The 16,610-nt window shown below is 67.6% G+C and carries 20 protein-coding genes; 12 read left to right on the forward strand and 8 right to left on the reverse strand.

Translation table 11 applies throughout. The annotated features are described in order from the left end of the window. Positions 1–448, forward strand: a 448-nt coding sequence (cgtA, locus tag ACRDU5_RS08885; RefSeq protein ID WP_526614112.1) for an Obg family GTPase CgtA, incomplete at its 5' end; no start/stop codon positions are given. Continuing rightward, on the forward strand, positions 445–1,560 hold the full coding sequence (gene proB, locus ACRDU5_RS08890; protein ID WP_526614113.1) for a glutamate 5-kinase: 1,116 nt from the start codon (positions 445–447) through the stop codon (positions 1,558–1,560). The genes cgtA and proB, both read left to right, overlap by 4 nt. 38 nt (positions 1,561–1,598) lie before the next feature. Here proB and ACRDU5_RS08895 read toward each other — a convergent pair whose 3' ends face one another. Further along, on the reverse strand, positions 1,599–2,435 hold the full coding sequence (locus tag ACRDU5_RS08895) for an NAD-dependent protein deacetylase (RefSeq protein ID WP_526614114.1): 837 nt from the start codon (positions 2,433–2,435) through the stop codon (positions 1,599–1,601). 26 nt (positions 2,436–2,461) lie between these two features. Beyond that, on the reverse strand, positions 2,462–3,007 hold the full coding sequence (locus ACRDU5_RS08900) for a cysteine hydrolase family protein (RefSeq protein WP_526614115.1): 546 nt from the start codon (positions 3,005–3,007) through the stop codon (positions 2,462–2,464). 57 nt (positions 3,008–3,064) lie between these two features. On the opposite strand from ACRDU5_RS08900, the gene ACRDU5_RS08905 reads away from it, so the two are divergent. After that, a complete protein-coding gene (locus ACRDU5_RS08905) occupies positions 3,065–5,119 on the forward strand; it encodes an NAD(+) synthase (RefSeq protein WP_526614116.1) in 2,055 nt (684 codons plus the stop codon). 4 nt (positions 5,120–5,123) lie between these two features. On the opposite strand, the gene ACRDU5_RS08910 is transcribed toward ACRDU5_RS08905, so the two are convergent. After that, on the reverse strand, positions 5,124–5,327 hold the full coding sequence (locus ACRDU5_RS08910; protein ID WP_526614117.1) for a hypothetical protein: 204 nt from the start codon (positions 5,325–5,327) through the stop codon (positions 5,124–5,126). Between the two features lie 108 nt (positions 5,328–5,435). Between ACRDU5_RS08910 and ACRDU5_RS08915 the strand changes: the two genes are divergently transcribed. After that, a complete protein-coding gene (locus ACRDU5_RS08915; RefSeq protein WP_526614118.1) occupies positions 5,436–6,230 on the forward strand; it encodes a GntR family transcriptional regulator in 795 nt (264 codons plus the stop codon). Here ACRDU5_RS08915 and ACRDU5_RS08920 read toward each other — a convergent pair. Genes ACRDU5_RS08920 through ACRDU5_RS08940 form a run of 5 tightly spaced genes read right to left on the reverse strand, consistent with a single transcriptional unit; the run spans position 6,227 to position 9,544 of the window. Beyond that, entirely contained in the window at positions 6,227–6,832 is a 606-nt protein-coding gene (locus tag ACRDU5_RS08920) for a methyltransferase family protein (protein ID WP_526614119.1), read from the reverse strand. The genes ACRDU5_RS08915 and ACRDU5_RS08920 overlap by 4 nt on opposite strands. 11 nt (positions 6,833–6,843) lie before the next feature. Next, complete coding sequence (locus ACRDU5_RS08925; RefSeq protein WP_526614120.1) at positions 6,844–7,458, reverse strand: cation efflux transmembrane domain-containing protein; 615 nt, start codon at positions 7,456–7,458, stop codon at positions 6,844–6,846. Then, positions 7,458–7,787, reverse strand: a complete 330-nt coding sequence (locus ACRDU5_RS08930) for an ArsR/SmtB family transcription factor (protein WP_526614121.1) — start codon at positions 7,785–7,787, stop codon at positions 7,458–7,460. The genes ACRDU5_RS08925 and ACRDU5_RS08930 overlap by 1 nt, the downstream gene beginning before the upstream one ends. A 51-nt stretch (positions 7,788–7,838) precedes the next feature. Further along, positions 7,839–8,672, reverse strand: a complete 834-nt coding sequence (locus ACRDU5_RS08935) for an enoyl-CoA hydratase/isomerase family protein (protein ID WP_526614122.1) — start codon at positions 8,670–8,672, stop codon at positions 7,839–7,841. Positions 8,673–8,683: 11 nt separating this feature from the next. After that, the gene (locus tag ACRDU5_RS08940; RefSeq protein WP_526614123.1) at positions 8,684–9,544 is read right to left on the reverse strand and encodes a ribokinase; all 861 of its coding nucleotides are present in this window, start codon (positions 9,542–9,544) and stop codon (positions 8,684–8,686) included. Positions 9,545–9,604: 60 nt separating this feature from the next. Here ACRDU5_RS08940 and ACRDU5_RS08945 point away from each other — a divergent pair, with 60 nt between their 5' ends. From ACRDU5_RS08945 to octT, 8 genes are all read left to right on the forward strand, one after another. Continuing rightward, complete coding sequence (locus ACRDU5_RS08945) at positions 9,605–10,852, forward strand: glutamate-5-semialdehyde dehydrogenase (protein WP_526614124.1); 1,248 nt, start codon at positions 9,605–9,607, stop codon at positions 10,850–10,852. A 16-nt stretch (positions 10,853–10,868) separates the two neighbouring features. Beyond that, positions 10,869–11,744, forward strand: a complete 876-nt coding sequence (locus tag ACRDU5_RS08950; RefSeq protein WP_526614125.1) for an AAA family ATPase — start codon at positions 10,869–10,871, stop codon at positions 11,742–11,744. Beyond that, positions 11,744–13,186, forward strand: coding sequence for a vWA domain-containing protein (locus tag ACRDU5_RS08955; protein ID WP_526614126.1), 1,443 nt, complete (start codon positions 11,744–11,746; stop codon positions 13,184–13,186). The genes ACRDU5_RS08950 and ACRDU5_RS08955 overlap by 1 nt, the downstream gene beginning before the upstream one ends. A gap of 199 nt (positions 13,187–13,385) precedes the next feature. Then, positions 13,386–14,066: a putative endonuclease domain-containing protein gene (locus ACRDU5_RS08960; RefSeq protein ID WP_526614127.1), complete on the forward strand. Its 681-nt coding sequence runs from the start codon at positions 13,386–13,388 to the stop codon at positions 14,064–14,066. Between the two features lie 119 nt (positions 14,067–14,185). Next, positions 14,186–14,827, forward strand: a complete 642-nt coding sequence (nadD, locus tag ACRDU5_RS08965) for a nicotinate-nucleotide adenylyltransferase (RefSeq protein WP_526614128.1) — start codon at positions 14,186–14,188, stop codon at positions 14,825–14,827. Then, complete coding sequence (gene rsfS, locus ACRDU5_RS08970; protein WP_526614129.1) at positions 14,824–15,198, forward strand: ribosome silencing factor; 375 nt, start codon at positions 14,824–14,826, stop codon at positions 15,196–15,198. The genes nadD and rsfS overlap by 4 nt, the downstream gene beginning before the upstream one ends. Further along, entirely contained in the window at positions 15,198–15,878 is a 681-nt protein-coding gene (gene gpgP, locus ACRDU5_RS08975) for a glucosyl-3-phosphoglycerate phosphatase (RefSeq protein ID WP_526614130.1), read from the forward strand. The genes rsfS and gpgP overlap by 1 nt, the downstream gene beginning before the upstream one ends. Beyond that, positions 15,868–16,608 (forward strand): diglucosylglycerate octanoyltransferase, encoded by a 741-nt coding sequence (gene octT, locus ACRDU5_RS08980; RefSeq protein ID WP_526614131.1) that lies wholly within the window; start codon positions 15,868–15,870, stop codon positions 16,606–16,608. Before gpgP ends, octT begins: the two co-directional genes overlap by 11 nt. Positions 16,609–16,610 lie beyond the last annotated feature (2 nt).

Genomic DNA, 16,610 nt, shown 5'->3' on the forward strand with positions numbered 1-16,610 from the left:
CTTCGCCCTGTGGGACATGGTGTCAGCGTATGAGGCGTCGCAGCCGGAGATTGTGCCGCGGCGCCCGGTGATCCGGCCGATTCCGGTGGATGAGAGCGGCTTCACCATCGAACCCGACGGCCGGGGCGGCTTCGTTGTTCATGGGGTGCGGCCCGAACGCTGGGTCGCGCAAACCGATTTCGGCAACGACGAGGCCGTCGGCTATCTCGGCGACCGGCTGGCCCGCCTTGGCGTCGAGGACGAACTGCTGCGGCTGGGTGCCCGGCCCGGCTGCGCGGTCACCATCGGTGACGTGACGTTCGATTGGGAGCCGCAGACGCCGGCCGGCGTCGACATGCCGTTGTCCGGACGCGGCACCGACACCCGGTTGGAACAGACCGACCGGACCTCGGCCGCCGAGCGCAAGGCCGCCCGCCGCGAGCGCCGCAGTCGAGGCGGTGATTCATGACCAGCGTGCATCGGGAGGCCGTCCGCACCGCCCGCAGCGTCGTCGTCAAGGTCGGCAGCACCGCCCTGACCACACCGTCCGGGGTCTTCGACGCCAGCCGGCTGGCCACGCTCGCCGACGCCATCGAGGCCCGGATGGAGGCCGGCTCGGACGTCGTCATCGTCTCGTCGGGCGCCATCGCCGCGGGTATCGAGCCGCTCCGGCTGAGCAAGCGACCCGGCGACCTGGCCACCAAGCAGGCCGCGGCCAGCGTCGGCCAGGTGGCCTTGGTGAACTCGTGGAGCACGGCGTTCGCCAAGTACAACCGGACCGTGGGGCAGGTGCTGCTGACCGCGCACGACATCTCGATGCGGGTACAGCACACCAACGCCCAACGGACCCTGGACCGGCTGCGCGCGCTGCACGCGGTCGCGATCGTCAACGAGAACGACACGGTGGCCACCAACGAAATCCGGTTCGGCGACAACGACCGGCTTTCGGCGCTGGTGGCACACCTGGTCGGTGCGGATGCGCTGGTGTTGCTGTCCGATATCGATGGCCTGTACGACTCGGACCCGCGAAAAGCGCGCGAAACAGGGCGAGCCCGCTTCATCGCCGAGGTCGGCGGGCCGGCCGACCTCGATGGCGTGGTGGCCGGACGTGGCAGCCACCTGGGCACCGGGGGGATGGCGTCGAAGTTGTCCGCGGCGCTGCTGGCATCCGACGCCGGCGTGCCGGTGCTGTTGGCCGCGGCGTCGGACGCCGCCACCGCGCTGGTCGACGCATCGGTGGGCACCGTCTTCGCGCCCCGGCCGGAACGCATGTCCGCACGCCGGTTCTGGGTGCGCTACGCGGCCGAATCGGCGGGCGCGTTGACCCTCGACGACGGTGCGGTGCGCGCGGTGGTACGGCAGCGGCGATCGCTGTTGCCCGCCGGCATCACCGCGCTGTCCGGCCGATTCTTCGGCGGTGACGTCGTCGAACTCCGCGCGCCGGACGAGACCATGGTCGCCCGCGGCGTGGTCGCCTACGACGCCGCCGAACTGGCGACGATGCTGGGCCGTTCGACGTCCGAACTGCCCGCCGAGATGCGCCGCCCAGTGGTGCACGCCGACGATCTGGTCGCCGTCTAGGCGATTTCGGCGTGATTTCCTGCGCTGCGCGCTAGTTATCACGCCGAAATCGCGACGGCCGGTAGTTCGTCGGCCAGTAGCGCGAGCGTGGGTGAGCAGCCGCCGTCGATCTTCGCGGTGGCCAGGTCGTCGCCGCGGGTGCGGCCGCGGTTGATGATGGCGATCGGGATGCCCAGCGCGGCGGCGTGCCGGACGAACCGATATCCCGAGTAGACGGTCAATGACGACCCGGCGACCAACAGCGCGTCCGCGCGGTCGACCAGCGAATAGCCCTGTTCCACACGGTCTTTCGGAACGTTCTCGCCGAAGTAGACGATGTCTGGCTTGAGCATGCCGGCACAGCTCGCGCAGTCGACGATCACGAATGACGCGGTGTCGTCGACGACGGCATCGGCATCCGGCGCGACCGCGATCCCGCCGACGGCCGCCGCGCGTTCGAGGAAGCCGGGGTTGGCCGCTTCCAGCAGCTCAGCCAGCGCTGCGCGGGCCATGGCTGCTCCGCAGTCCAGGCAGACCACTCGGGCGTAGCTGCCATGCAGGTCGACCACCGTACGGCTGCCGGCCTTGGTGTGCAGCCGGTCGACATTCTGGGTGATCACCCCGATCACCACGCCGGCCTGCTCGAGCGCGGCCAGCGCGCGATGACCGGCGTTGGGCAGCGTGTCATCCATGTGCCGCCAGCCGATGTGGTTGCGTGCCCAATAGCGCTGCCGAAACACCGGGTCGGAGGTGAACTGCCGGATCGTCATCGGATTGCTCGGGGGCGAATCCGGGCCGCGGTAGTCGGGAATGCCGGAGTCGGTGGACATGCCCGCACCGGTGAGCACGGCGACCCGGCGGCCCTGCAGCAGGGCGACGAGTTCGGGGGCCTGCACGCCTTCGAGGGTAGGCGATCAGTTCGTCAGTGCCTGCGGAGGCATTCCGCCGCGCCGACGATCTTCGCGCTCATGTTGCGCTCCATCATCGTCAGCGCGGCGTCGCTCAGCTCGGGATCGATATGGGCGACGGCATCGGCAGGCACGGTCACCGGGAAGTGACGGACATAGGCGTCCAATGCGGTATAGAGAATGCACTGCTCGGTCACCTGTCCGGTCAGAATTACTCGCTGCGGTTCCAATTGGCCGAGCAGGTACCCCAGCGCGGTCGAATAGAACGCACTGTGCCGCACCTTGGTCAGCATCCGGCAGCCCTCTTGCGGGACGATCGGCTGCACCAGGTCCGGTCGCTCGCCCTCCAGTGCCGATCGCACGAGATCGCGGAACTCCGCAGTGAAATCACCGTAGTTGTCGTTGACGTAGATCAAGTCGACGTCTTCGCGGCTGCCCGCTTCGGCGACCAGCGTGGCCAGCGGATCGATGATGGTTTCGACGTGCGGCGTCAGCGATTCGGCGTCCTCGTGCCGGTAGGCGTTGAGCATGTCGATGACGAGTACAGCGGTGTCGCTCACCAATCGTTGATACCCCGTCACCCGATCTTGACACTTGACGGGCGACAATGGAGGGCGATGGACTTCTACTCCGCCTATGGCCAGGGCTTCGTGCGCGTGGCCGCCTGCACCCTGCACACCACCATCGGGGAGCCCGCGGCCAACGCCGAATCGGTGCTGCGGCTGGCCCGGGCCTGCCACGACGACGGTGTCGGTTTGGCGGTGTTTCCCGAGCTGACGCTGTCGGGTTACTCGATCGAGGACATCCTGATGCAGGACGCGCTGCTGGACGCGGTGGAGGACGCGTTGCTCGACGTCGTGGTGGCCTCGGCCGAGCTGCTGCCGGTGCTCGTGGTAGGCGCGCCGCTGCGCTACCACCACCGCATCTACAACACCGCCGTGGTGATCCACCGGGGCCGGGTGCTGGGCGTGGTGCCCAAGTCGTATCTGCCGACCTACCGCGAGTTCTACGAAAGTCGTCAGATGGCCGCGGGCGACAACGTGCGCGGTGTGATCCGGATGGGTGGGGGAGCGACCGGCGCCGCGGTTCCGTTCGGCCCCGACCTGCTTTTCGCCGCTGCCGATCTGCCCGGCTTCGTCCTCCACGTCGAGATCTGTGAGGACATGTTCGTGCCGATACCGCCCAGCGCGCAGGCCGCGCTGGCGGGCGGCACGGTGATCGCGAACCTGTCCGGCAGCCCGATCACCATCGGCCGCGCCGAGGACCGCTGCCTGCTGGCCCGCTCGGCGTCGTCGCGCTGCCTGGCGGCCTACGTGTACGCCGCGGCAGGTGAAGGCGAGTCGACCACCGATCTGGCCTGGGACGGCCAGACCATGATCTGGGAAAACGGGGTGCTGCTTGCCGACTCGGAGCGCTTCCCGCGGGGTGAGCGCCGCTCCGTCGCGGATGTCGACACCGAGCTGCTGCGCTCGGAGCGGCTGCGGATGGGCACCTTCGACGACAACCGGGTGCACCATGACATCGCCGCGGAGTCATTCCGGCGCATCGAATTTCAGCTCGACCCGCCGAGTGGGGATATCGGTCTGCGCCGCGAGGTGGAGCGGTTCCCGTTTGTGCCCGCGGATCAGACACGACTGCAACAGGATTGCTACGAGGCGTACAACATCCAGGTGGCCGGCCTGGAGCAGCGGCTACGCGCACTAAACTTCCCGAAGGTGGTTATCGGTGTGTCCGGCGGCCTGGACTCGACACATGCGCTGATCGTGGCCGCCCGGGCCATGGATCGGGAAAACCGCCCGCGCAGCGACATTCTGGCGTTCACACTGCCGGGCTTTGCCACCGGTGAACGCACCAAGGGCAACGCGATCCGGCTCGCCGATGCCTTGGGCGTCACGTTCGAGGAGATCGACATCAGCGACACCGCAAAGCTGATGCTGACCGAAATCGGCCACCCCTTCGGGCGCGGCGAGGAGGTCTACGACGTCACCTTCGAGAACGTGCAGGCCGGCCTGCGTACCGACTATCTCTTCCGCATCGCCAACCAGCGCGGCGGAATCGTGCTCGGCACCGGCGATCTGTCCGAGTTGGCGCTGGGCTGGTCGACTTACGGTGTCGGCGACCAGATGTCGCATTACAACGTGAACGGTGGCGTGCCCAAGACGCTGATTCAGCACCTGATCCGCTGGGTGGTCTCATCGGGCCAGTTTGACGACCGGGTGAACGAGGTGCTGCGGTCGGTGCTGGACACCGAGATCAGCCCGGAGCTGATTCCCACCGGGGAAGACGAGGAGATCCAGAGCAGCGAAGACAAGGTCGGGCCGTACGTGCTGCAGGACTTCTCCCTGTTTCACGTGCTGCGGTACGGCTTCCGGCCGTCGAAGATCACCTTTCTGGCCTGGCATGCCTGGAGCGACCCCAAGCGCGGCGACTGGCCCGCCGGATACCCCGAGGACAAGCGGCCTGCGTACTCGCTCAAGGAGATTCGGCACTGGCTCCAGGTATTCGTGCAGCGTTACTACTCGTTCGCCCAGTTCAAGAGGTCGGCAATCCCGAACGGGCCCAAGGTATCGCACGGCGGATCGTTGTCTCCGCGCGGCGACTGGCGGGCGCCCTCGGACATGTCCGCCAGAACCTGGCTGGATGAGATCGAACGTGAAGTACCTGAGGACTGAGCTGCTAGCCGTCGGACCCTCTGGATCCGAACCCGCGCAGCTTGCCGGCGCTGACCCCGCCGTAGGCCGCCCCGGCCAGCGCTCCGACGGTCGACCACCACCACTGATCGGTCATCGCCGCCACGGTCACGCCGATGACCAGGCCGAAGATCAACGGCATCCATAGCCATCCGTTGCCTTGCTTGCTGTTCGTCTGCTTGGGGGCCATGGATTCCACGCTAGCCTGCGACGGCAGAAGCGCAGCTCAGGCGGAAATTCATTTCCTTGTCATCTTGGGGCCCATGATGCCGTCGGCGGTCCTAAGCTGTTATGTCTGATGGGACTGCACGAGGTCCGGGCCGGCCCGGGGGAGCTGACGGCAGGGGCCGGCGTACCACTTCATCGTCAGGTTTTCCTTGTGTTGCACGACGAAATCGCACACGGCGCCCTCGCTCCTGGAGACTCGTTGCCCACCGAGCAAGTGCTCTGTGATCAATTCGGAGTCTCCCGCATCACCGTCCGTCGTGCCTTGGCCCACCTGGCGGACGCGGGGCTGATCGAGCGGCGTCAGGGCGTGGGATCCTTTGTACGCGAACGTATTCCATCATCGGCTCAAGCTCCAAGTTCGGACCCTGACAAGACCCAATTCGAGACCGAGGTCGACGTGATCGACTTGGACGTCAGGCCCGTGCCGCGTGTCATCGCCGACCAACTCGGCTCGTCCGAGCAGTGCCTGCGTGTCCTCCGATTGCGTCGCGAACGTCGGACCGGTGAACCGCTGACGGTCACCGAGGCATGGCTGCCGGCCGATCTGGCCGAGGTGATCACCGAAGCGGCACTGTCCCGGGCACCGCTGCACCGCCTGCTGTCACATGCCGGGATAGTGCTGGACCGAACCCAATACGAGATCACCGCCGAAGTAGCCGGACCTCGGAATGCCCGGTTGCTCGACACCGCGATCGGCTCGGCGTTGCTGCGGGTCAACCGGCTCAACTTCGCCGACGGAAGGCCACACCACTTCCGATCGAACCTGTTGTCGCCGAACCGAAGTCGACTGGTACTCAACCAGTCGGCGGCCCATCTGGAGACGGGTGGGGAACTGGCGATCATGCACGACGTGCTGCGCGGCTAGCGGGTGGTTCCCACGCCGGGGACGAAGCGGCCGACACTGGCGGTGTAGTCGCGGTAGATCTCACCGTGCTTCGTCAACAGGTAAGGCTCCTCGACGACGCGCACCTGGACCTCGATCGTCACGACCAATAGCGCGAAACCGACGATCGCCACTACGTTCGGCGTGATCAGCGCGATGCCCAGCCCGAATATCAGCATCGCGGTGAAGATCGGGTTGCGCACCAGTCCGAACACACCCTTGCGGACCAACGTCGTCGTCTCGGTGGGATCTACGCCGATCCGCCACGAGTCGCCCATGTCGATCTGCGCGTAGACCGCGGCGGCGATGCCCACCACCGCCAGCACGATCCCAACGATGTGAATCCAGTTGGCCGCCAGGTTGTTCAGCGGAGAGACCACGTCAACCAGCTGCAGGGCCGGCGCGGCGAGCGCCGCGGTCAGCGCGGCCACGAAGCCCACGCCGGCGAACCATTCCACCGAACCGACGCGGCCGCTGACCCCGCGGAAACCGGTCGATCCGGTGCGACGACGTTGTAGCCAGCTTCGCCAACCGAATCCGAGCAAGCCGAAGAGGGCGAAAAGCACAAGGGAGACAACGGGCATGATGATTCCTTTCACTGACAACATGTGTCGCCGCGCCACGCGTCGATGCCTTCCCGCACGGCGATCCCGGCGATGATGATCGCGGCGAGCGGATCGGCCCACGCCCAGCCCAGCAGGGCGTTGAGTAGCAGGCCGGCGAGCAGGGCGGCGGACAAGTACGTGCACAACAGCGTCTGCTTGGAATCCGCAACGGCCGAAACGGATCCGAATTCGCGGCCGGTCCGTCGTTGCGCCCAGGACAGCACCGGCATCACCACCAGGCTGGCGGCGGCCAGGCCGATGCCGACCGCTGATGGCCTGGCCTCGCCCACGCCCAGCAGTGAAATCACGGCATCGACGGTGACGTAGGCCGCCAGCGCGAAGAACGAGAACGCGATGAACCGCAGTGCCGCCTTCTCCCGGGTTTCGGGATCTCTTGCGGAGAACTGCCACGCAACCGCGGCCGCCGATGCCACCTCGATCACCGAATCCAAACCGAAGCCGATCAGCGCCGACGACGACACCCGCGTGCCCTCGGCCAACGCCACCACCGCTTCGACAATGTTGTAGGTGATGGTTGCGACGACCAACCATCGAATGCGGCGCGCGAGAACATCGCGGCGCGCAAGCGGTTGTGCGGCGGTCATCAGCAGCAGGCGTCGGCTTCGGCGGCCGGGCAGCAGGCCGGATCGACGGTGAGCACCAGGCCGAGCAGATCGCCGAGGGCGTGACCGATCCGGTCGTCGGCCAGTTCGTAGCGGCTGCGCCGGCCCTCGGGCTCGGCGACCACCAGGCCGCAGCCGCGCAGGCAGGCCAGGTGATTGGACAGGATCTGCCGGGACACCCCGATCTTGTCGGCTAGCTCGGAGGGGTAGCCGGGCGCGTCGCGCAGCATCAGCAGGATCTCGGCGCGGGTGGGATCGGACAGCGCGCATCCGAACCGGGACAGGGCGTCGCTGTGGGTCACCGTCTGCATGACCGGAACAGTACATCAGATTCTGTATTCAGGGAAGGGTGAACTATCCGCTCAGATCCGGCCGTCGAGCCGCAGCTCGGGATGCACCCAGTCCGGCGACCGTCGCTCCTTGAACGCCCGGTAGCCCTCGGCCGCCTCCGCGCCGCTGTAGGAGGCCTGCATGCCGATCCGGTCGAATAGTCCCAGGTAGTTGTCCAGGCTGGCCTTCACCACACTCCTGGCGGCCGGCGCGGTCCGACAGCACTGGGCCAGCACGTCGCGGGCGGCGGCCGGCAATTCGTCGTGTGGCACCACCCGGGCGACCATGCCCCAATCCGCTGCCTCCTGGGCACTCAGTGTCCGGCCGGTCAGCATCAGGTCGCGGGTGCGGACCGGGCCGATCAGGCGGGCCAGCATCTGGCTGTAGTAGGTATCGGCAATACCCCGGAACAGCTCGGGCACCCGGAACGTCGCGCGGTCGCTGACCACGGCCATGTCGCTGCACAGGGCGATCTGCAGCCCGCCGCCCTGACACAGCCCGTTGACCGCCGAGACCACCGGTTTTACCGACTGGCGCAGCTTCTCGAACGGTGTGACATCCATTCCGAGCGCTGCCCCGAAGGTGAGCCAGTTGTCCCCGTCTTCCCTGCCGCCGCCGCCCATGTCGCCGCCGGGGGCGAAAACGTCGCCGGTGCCGGTGATCAGCAGGCCGGCCAGATCCGGGTCGGCCTCGACGCGACCGACCGCGTACCTGATGCCGAAGTACATCGCCGGCGTCATCGCGTTGCGCGCCTCCGGCCGGTCCAGCGTGCATATTGCGAACGGCCCTTCGCGCGTGAAGGTCAAGAACTGCGAGCCCAGCCAATCACCGTCGGGCGGGCGCGGGCTGGGGTCAGTTGTCGGCATGGGACCTACGCCTACCTGGTGGCGACGGCGCCGTCAATCGCGTCGGCGAACGGCGCGCAGTCACCCGCCCCCAATACCAGCGTCGCCAGCGCACCCGCCGCGCAGGCGCGCCACAGCGCCTCTTCGTGACCGGTCGGCCATCCCGCGGCCAGCACACCGGCGAACACATCGCCCGCGCCGGTGGTGTCGACGGCGTCGACTGCTGGTGCCGGCACGTCGAAGCGCTCGTCGTCGCCGAGATAGCTGGCGCCGCGCGCACCCCGGGTGATCACCAGATGGCGTACCGGCCAATGCCAGTCACGCGCCTCTGATTCGTTGACCACGACGACGTCGGCCAGCTCGGCCAGCGCAGTCAGGTCATGTGTTGCCGCACCTGGCGGTGACGCGTTGACGATCACGACGGCACCGGCGTTTCGGGCCAACTGCGCGGCGGCGACGGCCGTGGCGACCGGGATCTCCAGCTGCAGCAGCAACACGTCGCTGTCGGCGACGACGGCCTGGACCGCGGGGGAGTCCACGGTCAGCAGGGCATTGGCGCCCGGCGCGACGACGATGGTGTTCTCGGCGGCGGCGTCGACCACGATGACCGCCGATCCGCTGGGCCCGGGCGCGCGGACGACCGCGTCCACACCGACCCGGTTGGCCTGCAGGTGGGCCCGCAGCTGGTCGGCCGCCGGGTCGTCGCCCAGGGCCGCGACGAGTTGCACGTGCGCTCCGGCGCGCGCGGCGGCCACCGCCTGATTACCGCCCTTACCGCCGGGAATCGAGTGCACCGAGGAGGCCAACACCGTTTCGCCCGGATGGGGCAAGGCGGCGACGTTGAAGACCTGGTCCGTGTTGACGCTGCCCACCACGCACACCCGCGCCGCCATAGTCAAAAGTTAGACCAGCGCGCCCGTCAGCGCCCCACTCAGGTTCGATACGCTGGAATAATGAGTTTGCAAGCACCGCCGCTTCGCGACTTGCGCGCGCAGGTGCACGACGCCGCGCGCCGGGCCCGCGTGGCCGCCCGCACTCTGGCCACGCTGAACACGGAGACCAAGGACCGCGCCCTGCATGCGGCCGCCGACGCCGTGCTCGCGCGCATGCACGACATCCTCGCCGCCAACGAGGAGGACCTGGAGGCCGCCCGCGCCGCGGGGACACCGGCCGCCATGCTGGACCGCCTCGCGCTCAACCCGCAGCGTGTCGACGGCATCGCCCAAGGCCTGCGTCAGGTCGCCGGTCTGCCCGATCCGATCGGCGAACTGGTGCGCGGCCGCACCCTGCCGAACGGCCTGCAGCTGCGCCAGCAGCGGGTACCGCTCGGTGTGGTCGGCATGGTCTACGAGGGCCGGCCCAACGTCACCGTGGACGCGTTCGGACTGACGCTGAAGTCCGGCAATGCCGTGCTGTTGCGCGGCAGTTCGTCCGCGGTGCGCTCCAATGCGGCACTGGTATTGGCGTTGCGGACCGCGCTGCTGGCCGAGCAGCTGCCCGAGGATGCGGTGCAACTGCTGCCGGCCGACGACCGTGCCAGCGTCACCCATCTGATCCAGGCGCGCGGCCTTGTCGACGTGGTGATCCCGCGCGGTGGGGCCGGGCTGATCGATGCGGTGGTGCGCGACGCAATGGTGCCGACCATCGAGACCGGAGTCGGCAATTGCCATGTGTACGTGCATGAGTCGGCCGATCTGGATGTCGCCGAACGAATTCTGCTGAACTCCAAGACCCGCCGCCCCAGCGTGTGCAATGCCGCCGAGTCACTGCTGGTCGACGCGGCGATCGCCGACCGCGCGCTGCCCCGATTGATGCGCGCGCTGCAGGATGCCGGCGTCACCGTGCACACCGACCCCGACGAGGACGATCTGCGTGCCGAGTTCCTGTCGATGGACATCGCGCTGGCCGTGGTGGACGGGCTGGACGCCGCGATCGACCACGTCAACGAATACGGCACCGGCCACACCGAAGCCATCGTGACGACGAACCACGCTGCGGCGCAACGGTTCACCGAACGAGTCGACGCGGCAGCGGTGATGGTCAACGCTTCGACGGCGTTCACCGACGGCGAGCAGTTCGGCTTCGGCGCCGAGATCGGCATCTCCACCCAAAAGCTGCACGCTCGCGGACCGATGGGTCTACCAGAATTGACTTCAACCAAGTGGATCGTGTTCGGCGACGGGCACACCCGACCTGCCTGATGACAGGAGCAACACAGTGAGCGTCCCCGCGCGCCCGGTACCGCTGTTCGCAGACATCGACGATGTGGCCCGACGGCTGTCCGAAACCGGCTATCTGCCCGACACCGCAACGGCCACCGCGGTGTTCCTCGCCGACCGGCTGGGTAAGCCGCTGTTGGTGGAGGGCCCGGCCGGCGTCGGCAAGACCGAATTGGCCCGCGCGGTCGCGCAGGCCACCGGCTCGGGCCTGGTGCGGCTGCAGTGCTACGAGGGTGTCGACGAGGCCCGCGCGCTCTACGAGTGGAACCACGCCAAGCAGATCCTGCGGATCCAGGCCGGGTCCGGCGATTGGGACCAAACCAAGACCGACGTCTTCTCCGAAGAGTTCCTGTTGTCGCGTCCGCTGCTGACCGCCATCCGCCGCAGCGAGCCCACCGTGCTGCTGGTCGACGAGACCGACAAGGCCGACATCGAAATCGAGGGTCTGCTGCTCGAGGTGCTCAGCGATTTCGCGGTGACGGTCCCCGAGCTGGGCACCATCACCGCCGAGCGCGCGCCGTTCGTCCTGCTCACCTCCAACGCCACCCGCGAGCTGTCGGAGGCGCTCAAGCGGCGTTGCCTGTTCCTGCACATCGACTTCCCCGATCCCGACCTGGAGCGCCGCATCCTGCTGTCGCGGGTGCCCGAACTGCCCGAGCACCTGGCCGACGAACTGGTGCGCATCATCGGCGTGCTGCGCGGCATGCAGCTGAAGAAGCTGCCGTCGGTGGCCGAAACCATCGACTGGGGGCGCACCGTGCTGGCGCTCGGGCTGGACACCATCAGCGACGAGACCATCGCGGCCACCCTCGGGGTGGTGCTCAAGCACCAGTCCGATAATCAGCGTGCCAGCGGGGAGCTGAGGCTGAACTGATGGCCGTCCGTCGCACCCGCCCGCCGCAACCACTGGCGCCAAACGGCATCCCGGGGCACCTGGTGGAGTTCGTGGAAGCCCTGCGCGGGCAGGGGATTTCGGTGGGGCCATCGGAAACCGTCGACGCCGGCCGGGTAATGGCCACTCTGGGACTCGGCGACCGGGAGGTGCTGCGCGAGGGCATCGCGTGCGCGGTGCTGCGCCGCCCCGACCACCGCGACACCTACGACGCCATGTTCGACCTGTGGTTCCCGGCCGCACTCGGATCGAAGACGGTGCTGGATGACGACGATGACAGCGGTGCGCCCGACGGTCTCCCGCCCGAGGACGTCGAGGCGATGCGGGCGGCGTTGCTCGACCTGTTGGCGGACAACCCCGACCTGGAGAACCTCGACGAGCGGCTGGCGGCGATGATCGCGCAGATTGTCGAGGCCTACGGCCGCTACAGCTCCAGCCGTGGCCCGTCGTACTCGTCGTATCAGGCGCTCAAGGCGATGGCCCTGGACGACCTCGAGGGACGGCTGCTGGCCGGGTTGCTGGCGCCCTACGGCGACGAACCCACACCGACCCAGGAGCAGATCGCCAAAGCAATTGCTGCGCAGCGTATCTCGCAACTGCGCAAGATGGTGGAAGCGGAGACCAAGCGCCGCACCGCCGAACAGCTGGGCCGCGACCATGTGCAGATGTACGGCATACCGCAGCTGGCCGAGAACGTCGAATTCCTGCGCGCGTCCGGTGACCAGCTTCGTCAGATGCGCCGAGTGGTTGCCCCGCTGGCGCGCACCCTGGCCACCCGGCTGGCCGCGCGTCGCCGCCGGTCCCGGGCCGGCGAGATCGACCTGCGCAAGACGCTGCGCAAGTCGATGTCGACCGGTGGCGTCCCGATCGACGTGGTGCTGAAGAAGCCGCACCCGGCCCGGCCCGAGCTGGTGGTGCTGTGCGACGTCTCCGGCTCGGTGGCCGGCTTCAGCCACTTCACGCTGCTGCTGGTGCACGCGTTGCGGCAGCAGTTCTCCCGCGTTCGCGTCTTTGCGTTCATCGACACCACCGACGAGGTCACCGAGCTGTTCGGCCCCGACGCCGACCTGGCCGTCGCGGTGCAGCGCATCACCCGCGAAGCGGGCGTGTACACCCGTGACGGCCACTCCGACTACGGCAACGCGTTCGTCTCGTTCCTGGACAAGTACCCGAACGTGCTGTCGCCGCGCAGCTCGCTGCTGGTGCTCGGCGACGGACGCAACAATTACCGCAACCCGGAAACGGACCTGCTGGAGCACATGGTCACCGCGAGCCGGCACGCGCACTGGCTCAACCCGGAGCCCAGGCACCTGTGGGGCAGTGGCGACTCGGCGGTGCCGCGCTATCAGGACGTGATCACCATGCACGAATGCCGGTCGGCCAAGCAGCTGGCGGTGGTGATCGACCAGCTTTTGCCCGTCTAGGTAACCGCCGGCCCTTCGCCCGGCTCACTGTGCGGTTTCGTACGGGACATGCCGTGACGGCGTACGAATCGGCACGGTCGCGACGGTGTCAGCACCGATCTATCCCGGGGTGTACGTACCGCGAGGCGTTGACCTCTCGGCAGTCCAACGATCTCGGGCCGCATGGTTGTGGTCTCGCCGACGAGGCGTCGTCGCCGGGTTGTCTGCAGCCGCGCTGTTGGGCGCGAAATGGATCGAGCCGGGACTACCCGCCGAGCTTGTCCACGAAAACAGGCGTGCACCACCGATGATGATCATTCATACCGACGAGCTCGCGACCGGCGACACACAGTTGCTCAACGCCGCGAAGGTGACGACGGCTGCCCGCACCGCTTTCGATATCGGCAGGCGCCTCGCGCTCGAACCCGCTGTTCAGCGCATCGACGCCCTGATGAACGCGACCGACGTCAAGGTCGGCGACGTCGAGGCGGTGGCCGAACTACACCCCGGCGTGCGCGGCCTACGGCAGCTGCATCGGACAATGCCGTTGGTCGACGGTGGCGCCGAGTCACCCTACGAATCGCTGACGCGTCTGTTGTTGATCCGGGCCGGCTTTCCGGCGCCGCAGACCCAGATTCCTGTCCTTGACGAGTACGGAGTTGTCATCGCCCGCATCGACATGGGATGGCCCGAATTCCTCGTCGGTGTCGACTTCGAGGGTGCGCATCACTGGACCGATCCAAAACAGCGGACCTGGGACGTCGAGCGATACACGCGATTACCTGAGCTCGGTTGGCAGGACATCAGGGTGACGAGCGGCATGCTGTACAGAAGTCCGAGCGTCATAGTCAGCCGCGTCGGCGCGGCCCTCATCGCGCGCGGGTGCCCCAAGACGTGGTGAGTGTGCGGATTTGTACACACCAACGGCGTGTTGCGTACGAAACCGCACAGTCGACGGACACGGTTGACCAGCTGTTGCCCGTCTAGGTAACCGCCGGCCCTCCCGTAAGCTGCCTAAACGTGGCTAATCGACGCAGGCTGGGTGTGATGGGCGGGACGTTTGATCCCATCCACAACGGCCACCTGGTCGCCGCCAGCGAGGTGGCCGATCTGTTCGGTCTCGACGAAGTGGTGTTCGTGCCGACCGGTCAGCCGTGGCAGAAACACCATCGCGATGTCACCGCCGCCGAAGACCACTATCTGATGACGGTGATCGCCACCGCCGCCAATCCCCGGTTCTCGGTCAGCCGGGTCGACATCGACCGCGGCGGGCCCACCTACACCAAGGACACGCTGGGCGATCTGCAAGCGCTCAACCCGGACGCCGACCTGTACTTCATCACCGGTGCCGACGCGTTGGCGACGATCCTGTCGTGGCAGAACTGGGAGGACATGTTCGCCACGGCCCGGTTCGTCGCGGTGAGCCGGCCCGGCTACGAGCTGGACGGAAAGCACATCGAGAAGGCGCTCAAGGAGCTGCCCGAGGGCGCGCTCACGCTGGTCGAGGTGCCTGCCCTGGCGATCTCCTCGAGTGACTGCCGCAAGCGCGCCGAGGAGAACCGTCCGATCTGGTACCTGGTGCCCGACGGCGTGGTGCAGTACGTGTCCAAGCGCGGCCTGTACCGTAGCCCCGCCCTGGCGATGCAGGACCAGCAGCGATGACCGCCACCGAGGACGCCGTCGAGATGGCGACGGTTGCCGCACGGGCGGCCTCGGCCAAACTCGCCGACGACGTCGTGGTGATCGACGTGTCCGGCCAGCTGGTGATCACCGACTGCTTCGTTATCGCTTCGGCCACCAACGAGCGTCAGGTCAACGCCGTCGTCGACGAGGTCGAGGAGAAGATGCGGATCGCCGGCTACAAGCCGGCGCGCCGAGAGGGCGCCCGGGAAGGCCGGTGGACGCTGCTGGACTACGTCGACATCGTGGTGCACATCCAGCATCAGGACGAACGCAATTTCTATGCGCTGGACCGGTTGTGGCGGGACTGTCCGGTGGTTCCCGTTGAACTGGACTCGGGGGAGTCGGCGTGATGAGAGTCCGCCGCCTGGTGATGCTGCGGCATGGTCAGACCGAGTTCAACGCCGGCAGCCGCATGCAGGGTCAGCTCGACACCGAGCTGAGCGACCTCGGACGCGATGAGGCCGTCGCCGCGGCCGAGGTGCTGGCCAAGCGGCAACCGCTGTTGATCCTCTCGTCTGATCTGCGACGCGCGCTGGACACCGCGGTGACCCTCGGCGAGCGGTCCGGTCTGCCGGTGATCGTCGACACCCGGCTGCGCGAGACGCATCTCGGGGACTGGCAGGGGATGACCCATGTCGAGGTTGACACGGCCGCGCCGGGAGCGCGGCTGGCGTGGCGGAACGACGCCCGGTGGGCGCCGCACGGCGGGGAGAGCCGGGTCGACGTCGCGGCGCGCGCCATGCCGCTGATCGCGGAATTGGTGGCCGAACAACGCGAATGGGGGACCGACGAACCGGAGCGGCCGGTGGTGCTGGTGGCACATGGCGGGCTGATCGCCGCGCTCACCGCGGCGCTGCTGAAGCTACCGGTGGACAACTGGCCCGCACTGGGTGGAATGGGCAACGCCAGCTGGGTGCAGCTATCGGGTCACCGTCAGACAGATGGGGCTACCGAAGCGGAACTCGACGAGGTTCGGTGGCGGCTCGACGTGTGGAACGCCTCGGCACAGGTCGCCAACGATGTCCTTTGAGAAGCGGCGCACGGCCCTCCTCATCTTTTGCGACTCGCTGTCGTATTACGGCCCCAGCGGAGGGTTGCCATCAGATGATCCGCGCATCTGGCCCAATATCGTTGCCAATCACCTGGGTTGGGAACTCGAGCTGATCGGCCGGATCGGCTGGACCTGCCGCGATGTGTGGTGGGCCGCGACGCAGGACCCACGTGCCTGGGCCGCCCTGCCGCGGGCCGGGGCGGTCATCTTCGCGACCGGCGGCATGGATTCACTGCCCTCGCCGCTGCCGACCGCGCTGCGCGAACTCATCCGCTATGTGCGCCCGTCGTGGCTTCGGCGCTGGGCGCGTGACGGCTACGGCTGGGTGCAACCCAGGTTCTCGCCGGTCGCACGGGCGGCGCTGCCGCCACAGCTTTCGGCTGAATACCTCGAAATGACCCGTGGAGCAATCGATTTCAATCGGCCGGGCATTCCGATCGTCGCCTCGTTGCCGTCGGTACACGTTGCCGAGACCTACGGCAAGGCGCATCATGGCCGAGCCGGCACGGTGAAAGCAATCACCGAATGGGCGGAGCAGCATGATATTCCGCTGGTCGACCTGAAAGCCGCTGTGGGCGAGCACATCATCGGCGGCCGAGCCAATCCCGACGGTATCCACTGGAATTTCGAGGCGCATCAGGCGGTTGCCGAGCTGATGCTGAAGGGCCTGCAGGAGGCCGGCGTTTCTCAACAGGATTCGCGGGGGTAGCC

It is taken from the genome of Mycobacterium sp., assembly GCF_050701515.1.
In the GTDB taxonomy this organism is placed as follows: domain Bacteria; phylum Actinomycetota; class Actinomycetes; order Mycobacteriales; family Mycobacteriaceae; genus Mycobacterium.